The 13,989-nt window shown below is 46.5% G+C and carries 15 protein-coding genes and 1 rRNA gene; 8 read left to right on the top strand and 8 right to left on the bottom strand.

Annotation, left to right across the window (positions count from 1 at the left end; genetic code table 11):
• Positions 1-120 (bottom strand): 16S ribosomal RNA (locus QTN94_RS05690); the annotation flags it as partial.
• A gap of 561 nt (positions 121-681) precedes the next feature.
• On the opposite strand from QTN94_RS05690, the gene QTN94_RS05685 reads away from it, so the two are divergent.
• On the top strand, positions 682-1,230 hold the full coding sequence (locus tag QTN94_RS05685) for a gamma carbonic anhydrase family protein (RefSeq protein ID WP_331417350.1): 549 nt from the start codon (positions 682-684) through the stop codon (positions 1,228-1,230).
• Here the strand turns inward: QTN94_RS05685 and QTN94_RS05680 are convergent.
• The 4 genes from QTN94_RS05680 to QTN94_RS05665 form a co-directional block, all read right to left on the bottom strand.
• Entirely contained in the window at positions 1,223-1,489 is a 267-nt protein-coding gene (locus tag QTN94_RS05680) for a DUF1488 domain-containing protein (protein WP_331417349.1), read from the bottom strand. The genes QTN94_RS05685 and QTN94_RS05680 overlap by 8 nt on opposite strands.
• 2 nt (positions 1,490-1,491) lie before the next feature.
• Positions 1,492-2,325 (bottom strand): shikimate dehydrogenase, encoded by an 834-nt coding sequence (gene aroE / locus QTN94_RS05675; protein WP_331417348.1) that lies wholly within the window; start codon positions 2,323-2,325, stop codon positions 1,492-1,494.
• 75 nt (positions 2,326-2,400) lie between these two features.
• A complete protein-coding gene (gene hemF / locus QTN94_RS05670) occupies positions 2,401-3,318 on the bottom strand; it encodes an oxygen-dependent coproporphyrinogen oxidase (RefSeq protein ID WP_331417347.1) in 918 nt (305 codons plus the stop codon).
• Positions 3,319-3,339: 21 nt separating this feature from the next.
• On the bottom strand, positions 3,340-3,897 hold the full coding sequence (locus tag QTN94_RS05665) for an L-threonylcarbamoyladenylate synthase (protein WP_331417346.1): 558 nt from the start codon (positions 3,895-3,897) through the stop codon (positions 3,340-3,342).
• Positions 3,898-4,089: 192 nt separating this feature from the next.
• On the opposite strand from QTN94_RS05665, the gene purE reads away from it, so the two are divergent.
• Entirely contained in the window at positions 4,090-4,575 is a 486-nt protein-coding gene (purE, locus tag QTN94_RS05660) for a 5-(carboxyamino)imidazole ribonucleotide mutase (RefSeq protein WP_138972821.1), read from the top strand.
• A 4-nt stretch (positions 4,576-4,579) separates the two neighbouring features.
• Positions 4,580-5,713, top strand: coding sequence for a 5-(carboxyamino)imidazole ribonucleotide synthase (locus tag QTN94_RS05655; protein WP_331427158.1), 1,134 nt, complete (start codon positions 4,580-4,582; stop codon positions 5,711-5,713).
• A gap of 38 nt (positions 5,714-5,751) precedes the next feature.
• On the opposite strand, the gene QTN94_RS05650 is transcribed toward QTN94_RS05655, so the two are convergent.
• The 3 genes from QTN94_RS05650 to dprA are packed head-to-tail and all read right to left on the bottom strand — an operon-like array spanning position 5,752 to position 7,952.
• Positions 5,752-6,336 (bottom strand): DNA topoisomerase family protein, encoded by a 585-nt coding sequence (locus tag QTN94_RS05650; protein ID WP_331417344.1) that lies wholly within the window; start codon positions 6,334-6,336, stop codon positions 5,752-5,754.
• Positions 6,337-6,351: 15 nt separating this feature from the next.
• Positions 6,352-6,831 carry a DUF494 family protein gene (locus QTN94_RS05645; RefSeq protein ID WP_138972824.1) on the bottom strand — a complete coding sequence of 160 codons (480 nt, stop codon included), beginning with the start codon at positions 6,829-6,831 and terminating at the stop codon, positions 6,352-6,354.
• A 2-nt stretch (positions 6,832-6,833) separates the two neighbouring features.
• A complete protein-coding gene (dprA, locus tag QTN94_RS05640) occupies positions 6,834-7,952 on the bottom strand; it encodes a DNA-processing protein DprA (protein WP_331417351.1) in 1,119 nt (372 codons plus the stop codon).
• A gap of 284 nt (positions 7,953-8,236) precedes the next feature.
• On the opposite strand from dprA, the gene def reads away from it, so the two are divergent.
• The 5 genes from def (at position 8,237) to QTN94_RS05615 (ending at position 13,987) form a co-directional block, all read left to right on the top strand.
• Complete coding sequence (gene def, locus QTN94_RS05635) at positions 8,237-8,755, top strand: peptide deformylase (protein ID WP_331417343.1); 519 nt, start codon at positions 8,237-8,239, stop codon at positions 8,753-8,755.
• Between the two features lie 26 nt (positions 8,756-8,781).
• A complete protein-coding gene (gene fmt / locus QTN94_RS05630; RefSeq protein ID WP_331417342.1) occupies positions 8,782-9,729 on the top strand; it encodes a methionyl-tRNA formyltransferase in 948 nt (315 codons plus the stop codon).
• Positions 9,730-9,818: 89 nt separating this feature from the next.
• Complete coding sequence (rsmB, locus tag QTN94_RS05625; protein ID WP_331417341.1) at positions 9,819-11,099, top strand: 16S rRNA (cytosine(967)-C(5))-methyltransferase RsmB; 1,281 nt, start codon at positions 9,819-9,821, stop codon at positions 11,097-11,099.
• 56 nt (positions 11,100-11,155) lie between these two features.
• Positions 11,156-12,532 (top strand): Trk system potassium transporter TrkA, encoded by a 1,377-nt coding sequence (trkA, locus tag QTN94_RS05620; protein WP_331417340.1) that lies wholly within the window; start codon positions 11,156-11,158, stop codon positions 12,530-12,532.
• A 9-nt stretch (positions 12,533-12,541) separates the two neighbouring features.
• A complete protein-coding gene (locus QTN94_RS05615) occupies positions 12,542-13,987 on the top strand; it encodes a TrkH family potassium uptake protein (protein ID WP_331417339.1) in 1,446 nt (481 codons plus the stop codon).
• The last annotated feature ends 2 nt before the right edge of the window (positions 13,988-13,989 follow it).

The raw sequence follows: 13,989 nt of genomic DNA, 5'->3' as shown, positions 1-13,989 counted from the left end.
GTCCGCCGCTCGACGCCGTTAACGTTCCCCGAAGGTTCAGTTAACTCGTTTCCGCTCGACTTGCATGTGTTAGGCCTGCCGCCAGCGTTCAATCTGAGCCATGATCAAACTCTTCAATTTAAGATTTTGTTCGGCTCAATGAATACTGAACATTACATAAGTAATGTTTGAATTGACTGTGCTCTTATTGGTCTTTACTTTTGAAAAAGTAAAACAAAACAGCTCAAGGCTGTTGCCCAATTCGAATGGTCACTTCGTTTCATTGAAACCTAATTTGAAGCCTAAGCTTCTAATTGGATTATCATCAACGAGTGCCCACACAGATTGATAGGTTTATATTGTTAAAGAGCTGTTCTTCTTTGTGACCAACATCACTTCGGAAGAGGCGGTCATTTTAGCGAGATAAAGTTTAGTGTCAACCACTTTTTTCAAACTTTTTTCAAGTGTTTCCACTTGGCTAAGCGACCTGCTAACTGGGCTTTCATTCTTTCGAAACCTTAGCTTCGAACTGTTCCCGTGTCAGCGTGGGGGCATTATAGAGATCGCCATCACATTGGCAAGTGCTTTTTTGAGTTTTTTTTGATTTTTTTGCTGTTTGGGTATTTTCTATTCAAAACCATCTGTTTTTGTCACTTTTCTACGCCAATATTGGCAAATTCCCCCTTCTTACTAGGAGATAAAATGAGCTCTCTGCGCAGTTATAAAGGTATCAAGCCCCAAATCGGCCAACGCGTCTATATAGATAGTAGTTCTATTTTAGTTGGCGACATTCAAATTGGCGATGACTCTAGCGTTTGGCCTTTGGTGGCCGCTCGCGGAGACGTTAACCATATCCATATTGGTGAACGTACTAATATCCAAGATGGAAGCGTACTTCATGTTACCCATAAAAACGCAGCCAACCCAGAAGGCTACCCTCTTATTATTGGCAATGACGTAACCATAGGTCACAAGGTGATGCTTCATGGCTGTACCATCAAAGACCGTGTTTTAGTTGGTATGGGCGCAATCGTACTGGATGGTGTTGTAATAGAAGATGAGGTAATGATAGGAGCAGGCAGTCTGGTTCCACCCGGAAAGGTTTTGCAAAGCGGTTATCTTTATGTAGGCAGCCCAATCAAACAAGCACGCCCTCTTAATGATGCCGAGCGTGCTTTCTTGCAAAAGTCTGCAGATAACTATGTACAGAACAAAGAGGACTACCTACATCAGGTAGAAGAACTTAATTAGTTACCTCTACTTTTCCATCAGCGTTGAACTCTTCATCTTCGATAAGTTGCTCGGCAAGTTCCTCTAGATCAAAACGATATTGAGTAAAGAGGTCTAGGGCTTGTTGAGCATTGTTGATGGTTTGTCCGGATAATTTTTCCAATTCAGCCTGAGTAATGACACATTCAATGAGTGCCCCAGCCAGCTGAGCAGGGAACGTCATCTCTTTATGTTGCTCATCCCAAGACTGTAGATCTGGAAATAGGATCGACTGATTCAATTTTACATTCCTTCTAGATTCTTACGCAGTTCGCGCAGAATTTGTTTGGTTCCTGGTCGAAGTCCACGCCACAACATAAAGCTTTCTGCGGCCTGACCAACCAACATACCCAAGCCATCGTAGGCAGCGGCTACCTTATTATCTATAGCCCATTGATTAAACGCTGTGTTGCCCGCACTGTACATCATGTCGTAGACATGCGTATGCTTAGTAAATATATCAGGAGAGATTTCAGGGAGTTCACCACTTAGACTCGCCGACGTAGAGTTAATCACCACATCAAAGCCATCATTTATCTCTGACATTGCTACGGAATGGACCCGTCCATATGGAGAAAACATCTCTTCAAGCTGCAACGCCTTGGAGAATGTTCGGTTGGTAATAACGATTTCACTTGGTTGTTGATCAAGTAATGGCTTTATTACCCCTCTCGCTGCGCCACCAGCACCAATGATAAGTATTCGCGCATCTTTCAGCGGCACTTGGTGTTGCAACAGATCTTGTACCAGCCCTTCCCCATCAGTGTTGTCACCAATGATTTCACCATCATCTAGCTTCTTTAAGGTATTGACCGCACCAGCGAGTTTCGCTCGCTCAGTAAGTCGTGTCGCGAATTGGTAAGCATCTTCTTTGAACGGCACTGTCACATTGCACCCTTTGCCGCCAGTAGAAAAAAACATCTTTGCGGCACTGTTAAATTCATCAACAGGCGCAAGCTCTGCTGTGTAAGTAAGAGACTGGTTAGTCTGGCGGGCAAATAGAGTGTGAATAAATGGTGATTTACTGTGTCCAATGGGATTACCAAAAACGGCGTAGCGATCTATTTGCTGTGTCATATCCTTACCTGCAGAAATAAAAAGGGTCAACTAAGTTAAGTTGACCCTATCACTATCTATATAAGGAAGAAAGCCTTACCACTCTCTTGGTTTAAGGTAATGATCATAGAGCTCAGCTTCCGGTGAGTTAGGTTCAACTTGATAAGCATACTCCCAACGCGCAAGCGGAGGCATCGACATTAGGATCGACTCAGTCCGGCCACCACTCTGTAGGCCAAATAGAGTGCCACGGTCAAACACTAGGTTAAACTCAACATAGCGACCTCGGCGATATAACTGGAACTGACGTTCACGCTCGCCGTATGCAGTCTCTTTACGACGCTCGATAATAGGCAAATAAGCTTGAGTATAACCTTCACCTACCGCCTTGATGTAATCAAAGCACTTGTCGAATTCCCAATGGTTGAGATCATCAAAGAACAAGCCGCCAACACCACGAGTTTCATCGCGATGAGGGAGATAGAAATATCGGTCACACCAAGCTTTATGTTCTGGATAAACTTCGCTACCGAATGGGGCACACACTTCCTTAGCCGTATTGTGCCAGTACTGAGCATCTTCTTCGAATGGGTAGAATGGCGTTAAATCGAAACCACCACCGAACCACCAGATAGGGTCTTCACCCTCTTTCTCGGCAATAAAGAAACGTACATTAGCGTGAGAGGTTGGTACATAAGGGTTATTCGGGTGCATAACCAAAGAGACCCCCATCGCTTCAAAACGACGCCCAGCCAGTTCAGGACGATGCGCTGTTGCTGAGGCCGGCATCTCTTTCCCTTCAACATGGGAGAAGTTAACTCCACCTTGTTCAAATACCGCACCATCTTTCATGACACGAGTACGGCCGCCCCCGCCCAATTTCTCCCCAGGTTCACGGTGCCATGCATCTTCGACAAACACCGCTTGTCCATCAGCCTCTTCCAATTGCTGACAAATTGAATCCTGAAGTTTCATTAAAAACTGCTTAACCGCTAGTTTATCTATGGCTGACATACGACTTCCTTAACTGCAGGGTTATCCCTGTCTTAATACTTGTGAGGTTTTAGCATCACGAATCTCACTGGGTTTATTACGCCCCCCTGTTTCCCCCTCCAAGACAGCAACCAATTGGCTACCCAATTGCTGGTAGACTTCATCAGTCGTCATACAGGGTGGCTGACCAGTCAAATTCGCGCTGGTAGAGGTTAACGGCTTTCCAAATACATTACACATCTTTTGTACCAAAGGATGATCACTCACACGAACTGCAATCGAATTATATTGACCGCAAACCCAGACAGAGACTTTGTCGCTACAAGGCATGATCCAAGTTACCGGTCCGGGCCAACTTTGCTTTACTTGCTCTAACTGCTTTGGCGTCAACTGAGATTCATCAATATAAGGCAGCAACTGTTGGTAACTTGCTGCGATGAGAATCAGCCCTTTGTCCTTTGGTCTCTGTTTGAGTTTTAGTAGCTTATCAATGGCTTGAGGATTATCGGGATCGCATCCGACCCCAAACACGCCTTCGGTTGGGTAAGCGATGACTTCACCATTACGCAAAGCGCTGAGCGCCTTATCAAAGTTATCCACCAAGTCACTTCCTATTAATCATCAATCCGCACAAGTGTACAAACATTCGCAACCACACACTAAAGCTATTTGTCGACAAATTCATAGGCGTCGCTTTCAAACCCAAAGCAAACGTTTGCTTCGATCGAAAATCCCCGTATAATGCGCTCAAATTATTTGCTCACTATTCTATGTGCTTTGAAGGAGTTTGAGATGAAAGTCGGTATCATCATGGGTTCAAAATCAGATTGGCCAACAATGAAGCTAGCCGCAGAAATGCTAGACAAGTTTGGCGTTGAGTACGAAACCAAAGTTGTGTCAGCGCACCGTACCCCTCAGCTTCTTGCAGATTACGCAACCACCGCAAAGCAACGTGGGCTAAAAGTGATTATTGCTGGCGCAGGTGGCGCAGCACATCTACCAGGTATGGCGGCAGCCTTTACATCTCTACCTGTACTGGGTGTACCCGTTCAGTCTCGTGCACTGAGTGGATTGGATTCACTGTACTCCATCGTTCAGATGCCGAAAGGGATTGCAGTTGGTACTCTTGCTATTGGTGAGGCTGGCGCAGCAAACGCAGGCATTCTCGCCGCTCAAATCCTAGGTACTCACGATGAAGAAATCATGGCGAAAGTGGAAGCTTTCCGTCGTGAGCAAACTGAAACCGTTCTAGCAAACCCAAATCCAGCAGAGGATTAAGTCGATGCATGTTTTAGTGTTAGGCGCAGGCCAACTGGCGCGAATGATGTCACTTGCTGGTGCACCTCTTAACATTGAGATCTCTGCCTACGATGTCGGTAGTGAAAATATTGTTCACCCACTAACACAAGCAGTTATTGGCCACGGGTTGGAAAATGCGATCGAAAAAGCGGATGTCATCACCGCAGAGTTTGAACATATTCCACATCCTATTCTTGAGATCTGCGAGCAAAGCGGAAAGTTTCTCCCATCAACACAAGCGATTAAAGCTGGCGGCGATCGTCGACTTGAAAAGTCGCTTCTCGATCAAGCGGATGTTCGCAATGCTAAGTATTATGTGATCGAGACGCGCGAAGATTTCGATCAGGCTATCGACCATGTCGGTATTCCAATGGTGCTCAAGAGTGCGCTAGGTGGCTATGATGGCAAAGGTCAATGGCGTTTGAAAGAGATGGCTCAAGTAGAGCAAATCTGGACTGAGATGGCTGATTGCATTGCGGCAACGCCTACACAAGCGATCGTTGCAGAACAGTTTGTTCCTTTCAACCGAGAAGTCTCTTTGGTTGGTGCTCGTGGTAAAGATGGTTCAATCGCCGTCTACCCACTCGCAGAGAACATCCACACAGACGGCGTGCTGACTCTCTCAACCGCGATTGCAGATACTGAACTGCAAGAACAAGCAAAGGCGATGTTTACTGCGATCGCAGAGCGACTCGAGTATGTGGGTGTATTAGCGCTGGAATTTTTTGATGTCGACGGCACCCTGCTGGTCAATGAAATCGCCCCACGAGTACACAACTCAGGTCACTGGACTCAACAAGGTGCAGAAACCTGTCAGTTTGAAAACCATCTACGTGCAGTGTGTGGCTTACCACTTGGCAGTACAAAACTGATCCGTTCGACCTCAATGATCAACATCTTAGGTGAAGATACATTACCAACAGAAGTGCTTGCGATGGATGGGTGTCATATCCACTGGTACGGCAAAGAGAAACGTGCTGGACGCAAGATGGGACATATCAATGTCTGTGGAGACTACAACGGTGAGCTTCAGCGCAAATTATGTGCACTGGCCAACCTGCTTGATAAGCAAGCTTTTCCTGCGGTGCATGAATTTGCCGAGCACTTCTCGGAATAGAGAATAAGAAGCAAAAACGGCGCTTTATGCGCCGTTTTTTATTGCTCTGATTGGGTGTGATGACATTTCCGATTTGCGCACTGGCGCTTATTGCCACTGGCGAGTTTCTTCTCGACTAATAGTGGATAACCACATTGCTCGCAACTGCCTCCAACTGGGGGTTGATTCACGGCAAACTTGCATTTTGGATAGTTGTCACAAGCATAAAAGAGTTTGCCAAAGCGCGTTTTACGTTCGACAAGCTGTCCTTTATGGCATTCAGGACAAGTGTACGTTTGTGGCGTTTGCTCTTGTTTTGGCTTTTCGAGCGACTCAATATGTTGGCACTGGGGATAGTGACTGCATCCAATGAACATGCCATAGCGACCCTGACGCAAAACCAGTTCATTACCGCACTCTGGGCACGCTACACCTAACTCTTTAACGATATGGCCATCATTTTGATGCAATGGCTTAATGTAGTCGCAGGCCGGATACTGGTTGCAACCGAGAAAAGGACCATGCCTACCATGACGAAGCTGAAGTTCACCCTCACGGTGCTGTTCCTGACACTTAGGACATGCTTGATGCTCTAACGCATGTTCATGGGCAGAGAACAGCTGATGATCTATTTTGTTACTCATATCTACTCTTGAAGATTAATGCAGAATACCTTGCTCTTTGGTATACAACAGCTCTTCCATAAGCGTATAAGCGTTTTCATTACCTGGCACATTAAATAGCACCATCAACACAATCCATTTCAGATCGTCTAACTCAAACTCATCAGTTTCTAAACCCATAATACGGTCGACAACCATTTCACGAGTTTCTGTCGTCAACACATTAACCTGCTCTAAAAAGGTTAAAAAACCACGACATTCAAGGCTAAGACGTTCACACTCTTTAGCCGTATAAATACGAGTTGAGTTTGAAGTGCTACACACTGAAATCGCCGAGTGAGTTTCACTTTGCTGCAGTGCTGCTAACTCTTCTAGCCAGACGAGAGCTTTGTATATGTCTTTTTGATGAAAACCAGCGCGAAGAAGCTCTTCTTCTAGCTCATCTTGATTGACCTGTAAATCTGCATCGCTATGGATGTAGGTCTCGAATAGATACATTAGGATATCCATCATCATAGCTAGCCCCTCCCCTTAAGAATATAGCCACCACTAACTGCAACAACATGCCCTGAGAGCTCAAGCTCCAAGAGCTGCATCATGACTTCCTGCACAGGTATATTGGTCCTGTTTGCAAGAATATCAACTGGTGTAGCCTTACTTCCTACGTTAGCTAACAGCTGAGAAAATGGCAATTGTTCTTTACCACCAATTTCATTGAATAGCTCATTTTGAATCGGAGGCTCACTTTTGTTAGACCACTGCAAAAGCGTTTCTACTTCACTCACAATGTCATCCACCGTTAATACCAAGCAAGCCCCCTGTTTAATCAGAAGGTTACATCCCCTCGCGTTCACATTGTGAATTGAACCTGGCAAGGCAAACACTTCTCGCCCTTGTTCAAGAGCGTAACGAGCAGTAATAAGGGAACCACTCTTTTCCGCCGCCTCGACAACCAAAACACCAACAGAAAGGCCACTAATTATTCTGTTACGACGCGGAAAGTGTGCCGACTTTGGTTTGGCATGAGGATGCAATTCAGAAACAAGCGCGCCTCCAGCATCAAGAATTCGACCCGCCAAATCACGGTGGCGTGTAGGATAAACGGTCTGTAAACCACACCCTAAAACGGCAAGAGTTTGTCCGCCCCCCTGTAGAGCACCATCATGTGCGTATCCATCGACCCCAAGCGCTAGCCCACTGGTCACAGCTAAACCCTGCTTCACCAAATGCTTGGCAAATTGACGAGCCGTATCAAGCCCTTCATGACTGGCGGATCGACTGCCCACTATCGCTATTTGAGGTTGCGACAAGCTCTCAACACTCCCTTTAACAAATAAAATTGCGGGTGAACCTGAAGCCTGTTTTAAAAGTTCGGGATAACCTTGATCAAGTAATGTGACGATGTGGTTATTGCCCATCTGCGCCTGCCAATCAAAACACTGCTCTACATCTTTCCGTGCGCGATGGTGAAGATAGTCAACCTGCCTGTCGTTCATTCCTAGAGCTAATAAGGCAGTCGCTTTAGAGGTAACGATATTGATGGGAGAATCGTATTCCAATAAGCGAGTAAAGCTCTTAGAGCCAATTCCGGGAGTAAAATACAGTGACAACCAAGCACTGAGTTCTTCATCAGATATCACTGTTATTCCTTGATGTTATACAAGCTTGCCTTAGGGGTACGTAGGCAGCTTGAAGTTTAAAGATTTCCTACCCCGTAAATATGCACCAAGCACTCAATCACTTAACAAAACCACCACAATTAGCAGCTCTAGTTGCGTGGTTGTGTCATCGACATCACTCGCTTCATGAACAAGAAGCGACTCAAAAAGCCGCATTGATGCTGTCATTTGAGATGTAAAATGTCTAGAATTGAGCCAACAAGGTTTATCCTGATTTGGCACAGTTCAACATTCGAGTGTATATGTCTGTATTACAAGTATTAACATTCCCAGATGATCGCCTGCGCACAGTGGCAAAGCCCGTAGAAGCAGTGACACCTGAGATTCAAAAGTTCGTTGATGACATGATTGAAACCATGTACGACGAAGAAGGTATCGGCTTGGCTGCAACCCAAGTAGATTTCCACCAACGTATCGTTGTTATCGATGTTTCCGATACCCGTGACGAACCTATGGTTCTGATCAACCCAGAAATCATCGAAAAACGCGGTGAAGATGGCATTGAAGAAGGCTGTCTATCGGTTCCTGGCGCACGTGCACTTGTGCCACGAGCAGCTGAAGTAACGGTAAAAGCACTTAATCGTGATGGCGAAGAATTCACTTTTGAAGCTGACGATCTATTAGCTATTTGTATTCAGCATGAGCTTGACCACTTAGAAGGCAAACTTTTTGTAGATTATCTTTCGCCTCTAAAGCGTAAACGCATCCAAGACAAGCTTGCGAAAATTAAACGCTTCAACGAGAAAAATACGAACGCTTAATCGCTAACTAATAGAAGGAAGGTACCTTGAGCAAACCTTTAAAAATTGTTTTTGCTGGTACTCCGGATTTCGCCGCCCGTCACTTGGCGGCGTTGTTGTCTTCGGAGCACGAGATCATTGCTGTTTACACTCAACCAGATCGCCCAGCGGGTCGAGGTAAGAAGCTGACAGCAAGCCCAGTTAAAAATATCGCTCTTGAGCATAACATTCCGGTATATCAGCCAGAAAACTTCAAATCAGATGAGGCGAAACAAGAATTGGCAGAACTGAATGCCGATCTCATGGTTGTGGTTGCTTACGGTCTGCTTCTGCCTCAAGCGGTACTCGATACACCAAGACTCGGTTGTATTAACGTTCACGGTTCAATTCTTCCACGCTGGCGTGGTGCGGCTCCGATTCAACGTTCTATTTGGGCGGGTGACAAAGAGACTGGCGTGACCATCATGCAAATGGATATCGGCCTTGATACTGGCGATATGCTAAAAATTGCCACTCTACCTATTGAGGCTAACGACACCAGCGCATCAATGTACGAGAAGTTGGCAGAACTTGGTCCTCAAGCTTTGGTGGAATGCCTAACAGATATCGCGAATGGTACGGCAGTGGCAGAAAAGCAAGACGATGAACTGGCAAATTACGCGAAAAAACTCAGCAAAGAAGAAGCTCTTATCAACTGGAATGATGAGGCTCAACACATCGAGCGTTGCGTCCGTGCGTTCAATCCTTGGCCAATGAGCCACTTTGATGCCGCTGAAAATAGCATCAAAGTTTGGCAAAGCCGTGTTGAAGAGCAAACTTCAGCGAAACCTGCGGGCACAATTTTGCAAGCAGACAAGTCTGGTATCTATGTCGCGACAGGCAAAGGTGTACTTGTCCTAGAACAGCTACAGATACCGGGTAAAAAAGCCATGCCAGTACAAGATATTCTTAACTCTCGTGCAAACTGGTTTGAAGTGGGTAGCGTACTTAGCTAGTCCCCATTCGAGCCCAGTCATTATCATTGGGCTCACTATTACGAACTTTTCGAGAGCAGAGATGCTCTCGCACCATTAAGGTACTCAACATGAATGTTCGCGCTGCTGCAGCCAACGTCCTATTCCAAGTGGTCGACAAAGGTCACTCTCTTTCGAGCGCACTCCCTGCGGCTCAACAAACTATCAAGCCTCGTGACCACGCACTATTACAAGAGATTTGTTATGGTGCACTACGTTACCTCCCACGCTTGGAATCCATTGCCAACGAGTTGATGGATAAGCCACTCAAAGGTAAACAACGTGTCTTTCACCACCTGATTCTGGTCGGTATCTACCAACTTAGCTTTATGCGTATTCCCGCACATGCGGCGGTAGGTGAAACGGTAGAGGGAACAAACACTCTTAAAGGCCCACGTCTACGCGGCTTGATCAACGCAGTTTTACGTAATTATCAGCGTCATCAGCAAGAGTTAGACGCAATAGCGGTGAGTCACAATGCTGGCAAATATGGTCATCCAAGTTGGCTACTGAAGTTACTTCAAGAGAGCTATCCAGAGCAGTGGCAAGAGATTGTTGAAGCGAACAACAACAAAGCACCAATGTGGCTACGTGTTAACCACCAACACCACTCGCGTGATGAATACCTTGAATTACTTAAAAATGAAAACATTGATAACACGATTCATAGTGAAGCCAAAGACGCCTTAAAATTGGCCACCCCATGTGACGTGACAAAACTGCCTGGCTTTGAAAAAGGTTGGGTGTCCGTTCAGGATGCGGCCGCGCAGTTATCGATTAACTACCTAACACCGCAAGATGGCGAATTGATCTTAGACTGTTGTGCGGCCCCTGGCGGTAAAACAGCACACATTCTGGAACGCACTCAGGGTTGTGAAGTGGTTGCCATTGATTGCGACGATACACGTTTGAAGCGCGTTCACGATAACTTGCAGCGTTTGAACCTCAAAGCCAAAGTGATTTGCGGTGACGCACGAAATCCGCAAGATTGGTGGCAAGGTGAGCAATTTGATCGCATTCTACTCGATGCACCTTGTTCTGCGACTGGCGTTATTCGTCGTCACCCTGATATCAAGTGGTTACGCCGAGCTGACGACATTGCCGCCTTGGCCGAGCTACAAAGCGAAATCCTTGATGCAATGTGGCAACAACTGAAGCCGGGCGGCACTCTAGTGTATGCAACCTGTTCAATCACACCTCAAGAGAACAAGGAGCAGGTGAAAGCTTTCCTAGCTCGCACTTCAGACGCTCAGTTGCAAGGTTCAGATGTGAGTAACCCTGGACGTCAGATTTTACCAGGTGAAGAGGATATGGATGGCTTCTATTACGCCATCCTAACTAAGAACGCGTAAGTGATAGGACGGCAGCAATCCTGTCGCCTTTTTAAGTAGTTAAACGAGAAAACGGTATGAAAATCATCATTCTTGGTGCGGGTCAAGTTGGCGGCACGTTGGCAGAAAACCTTGTCGGTGAGAACAACGACATAACCATCGTCGATAGAGACTCAGATCGTCTGCGTGAGCTTCAAGACAAATACGATCTCCGTGTGGTTAATGGTCACGCAAGTCACCCAGACGTACTGCGCGAAGCCGGTGCACAAGATGCTGATATGTTGGTTGCAGTAACCAACATGGATGAAACTAACATGGCCGCTTGTCAGGTGGCTTTTTCTCTGTTTAATACACCAAACCGTATCGCTCGTATTCGTTCACCAGAATACCTCGCTGAAAAAGAAGCACTATTCCAATCTGGTGCCGTACCCGTCGATCATTTAATTGCACCTGAAGAACTCGTCACCAGTTACATCGAACGCTTGATCCAGTATCCAGGAGCTTTACAGGTTGTGAGCTTCGCAGAACAGAAAGTCAGCCTGGTTGCGGTGAAAGCCTATTACGGAGGCCCATTAGTGGGTAACGCGCTGTCGGCATTGCGTGAACACATGCCGCATATCGATACTCGTGTAGCGGCGATTTTCCGTCAAGGTCGACCTATCAGACCTCAGGGTACAACCATTATCGAGGCTGATGATGAAGTGTTCTTTGTCGCCGCCAGCAATCATATCCGCTCAGTCATGAGTGAACTGCAACGTCTTGAAAAGCCTTATCGTCGCATCATGATCGTCGGTGGGGGTAACATCGGTGCCAGCCTAGCGCGTCGTCTTGAGCAGTCCTACAGCGTCAAACTTATTGAACGAAGCTATCAGCGAGCTGAAACGCTGTCTGAAGAACTAGAGAACACCATTGTTTTCTGTGGCGATGCTGCCGACCAAGAATTGCTAGCTGAAGAGAACATCGATCAGGTTGATGTATTTATTGCTCTAACCAACGAAGATGAAACCAACATTATGTCAGCCATGCTCGCCAAACGTATGGGAGCAAAGAAGGTAATGGTGTTGATCCAACGCGGTGCCTATGTTGACCTTGTACAAGGCGGTGTTATCGACGTTGCGATCTCACCACAGCAGGCCACAATATCAGCACTGCTAACCCACGTGCGTCGAGCAGATATTGTCAACGTATCTTCACTACGTCGTGGAGCCGCTGAAGCAATCGAAGCAATCGCCCACGGCGATGAAACCACGTCCAAGGTGGTTGGCCGAGCGATTGGCGACATCAAACTACCACCGGGTACCACTATCGGCGCAATCGTCCGTGGTGAAGAGGTACTCATTGCCCATGACCGTACGGTTATCGAACAGGATGATCACGTAGTGATGTTCCTCGTTGATAAGAAGTACGTACCAGACGTAGAAGCACTATTCCAGCCAAGTCCATTCTTCCTATAGGCTCGGGTTATGGTTAACTTTCGTCCCGTACTTTTTGTAATAGGGTTAGTACTTTCTAAACTAGCCCTATTTATGTACGTCCCCACCTTAGTCGCCTTTATCACTGGTACTTCGGGTTTTCTCGAATTTGGTCAAGCTGTGCTAATCACCCATTTAGCCGCCTTCTGCTGCCTAAGTGTCGGGCGAACGAGAGACTTTAAACTCAGTGTGCGTGACATGTTTCTGATCACCAGTTTGGTATGGACTATCGCCAGTGCTTTTGCCGCCTTACCATTCGTGTTTATCAATCATATCAGTTTCACTGACGCCTACTTTGAAACCATGTCAGGCATCACTACTACTGGGTCTACGGTGCTAAGTGGGCTAGACAATATGGCGCCAAGTATCCTGCTGTGGCGTTCAATATTGCAGTGGCTGGGAGGCATTGGCTTTATCGTCATGGCTGTTGCGGTTCTTCCGATGTTAAACGTTGGTGGTATGAAGCTCTTCCATACCGAATCATCAGACTGGTCAGATAAAAGTAGCCCAAGAGCCAAAACAGTGGCTAAAAACATTGTTGCGGTTTATCTGGCGTTAACGGGTTTGTGTATTGTTGGCTACCTGATAACAGGAATGAATCTATTTGAGGCCATTAACCATGCCTTTACCACGCTATCGACTGGTGGCTACTCCACTTCTGATGGTTCAATGAACCACTTCTCAAATGGCGCTCATTGGGTCGCGACCTTGTTTATGTTTTTAGGTGGACTGCCCTTCTTACTGTTCGTTGCCGTCATCAGAAAACGTCGCTTGAATGAGCTGCTCAATGATGCTCAGGTGCGTGGATTCACTTATTTATTTCTTATAAGCAGTCTAATTATATCTGCTTGGTTGGTGATTCGAGATGGCTATGCGGTGCTCGATGCCCTGCGAGTATCCATGTTTAACATCGTCTCCGTTGTCACTACCACCGGATTTGGTCTTGAAGATTTCACCGCTTGGGGAGCTCTGCCAACCACTCTATTTGCGTTCTTAATGATGGCAGGCGCCTGCTCCGGTTCTACCTCTGGCGGCATCAAAGTGTTCCGCTTTCAGATTGCTGTAACCCTACTCAACAAGCAGATGATGAAACTAATTCACCCTTCTGGTGTATTTGTTCAACGCTACAACAACCGTCCGGTCAATGATGATATCGTGCGTTCAGTAGTGGCTTTCGGCTTAACTTTTTTTATCACGATTATCGCGATTGCTGGGGGACTGAGTGCCATGGGCCTTGACCCAATTACCAGTATTTCGGGCTCTATTACTGCGGTTGCAAACGTTGGGCCTGGGATGGGTTCTATTATCGGACCAACAGGCAACTTTGCTCCCCTACCTGACGCTGCTAAATGGCTCCTCAGCCTGGGAATGTTAATGGGACGCTTAGAGATACTGACTCTACTGGTGCTTTTCTTCCCTGCCTTCTGGCGACGTTAAGG

It is taken from the genome of Vibrio sp. M250220, assembly GCF_036533795.1.
Classification (GTDB): domain Bacteria; phylum Pseudomonadota; class Gammaproteobacteria; order Enterobacterales; family Vibrionaceae; genus Vibrio.
The sequence above is the reverse complement of the archived record's forward strand: the minus strand, read 5'-3'. Positions and strand labels throughout refer to the sequence as shown.

Bases quoted from the DNA above. Each gene is read 5' to 3' on its own strand.
- QTN94_RS05685 (WP_331417350.1), top strand. From the start codon at position 682: ATGAGCTCTCTGCGCAGTTATAAAGGTATCAAGCCCCAAATCGGCCAA.
- aroE (WP_331417348.1), bottom strand. From the start codon at position 2,325: ATGACACAGCAAATAGATCGCTACGCCGTTTTTGGTAATCCCATTGGA.
- hemF (WP_331417347.1), bottom strand. From the start codon at position 3,318: ATGTCAGCCATAGATAAACTAGCGGTTAAGCAGTTTTTAATGAAACTT.
- purE (WP_138972821.1), top strand. From the start codon at position 4,090: ATGAAAGTCGGTATCATCATGGGTTCAAAATCAGATTGGCCAACAATG.
- QTN94_RS05655 (WP_331427158.1), top strand. From the start codon at position 4,580: ATGCATGTTTTAGTGTTAGGCGCAGGCCAACTGGCGCGAATGATGTCA.
- QTN94_RS05650 (WP_331417344.1), bottom strand. From the start codon at position 6,336: ATGAGTAACAAAATAGATCATCAGCTGTTCTCTGCCCATGAACATGCG.
- QTN94_RS05645 (WP_138972824.1), bottom strand. From the start codon at position 6,831: ATGATGATGGATATCCTAATGTATCTATTCGAGACCTACATCCATAGC.
- def (WP_331417343.1), top strand. From the start codon at position 8,237: ATGTCTGTATTACAAGTATTAACATTCCCAGATGATCGCCTGCGCACA.
- rsmB (WP_331417341.1), top strand. From the start codon at position 9,819: ATGAATGTTCGCGCTGCTGCAGCCAACGTCCTATTCCAAGTGGTCGAC.
- trkA (WP_331417340.1), top strand. From the start codon at position 11,156: ATGAAAATCATCATTCTTGGTGCGGGTCAAGTTGGCGGCACGTTGGCA.
- QTN94_RS05615 (WP_331417339.1), top strand. From the start codon at position 12,542: ATGGTTAACTTTCGTCCCGTACTTTTTGTAATAGGGTTAGTACTTTCT.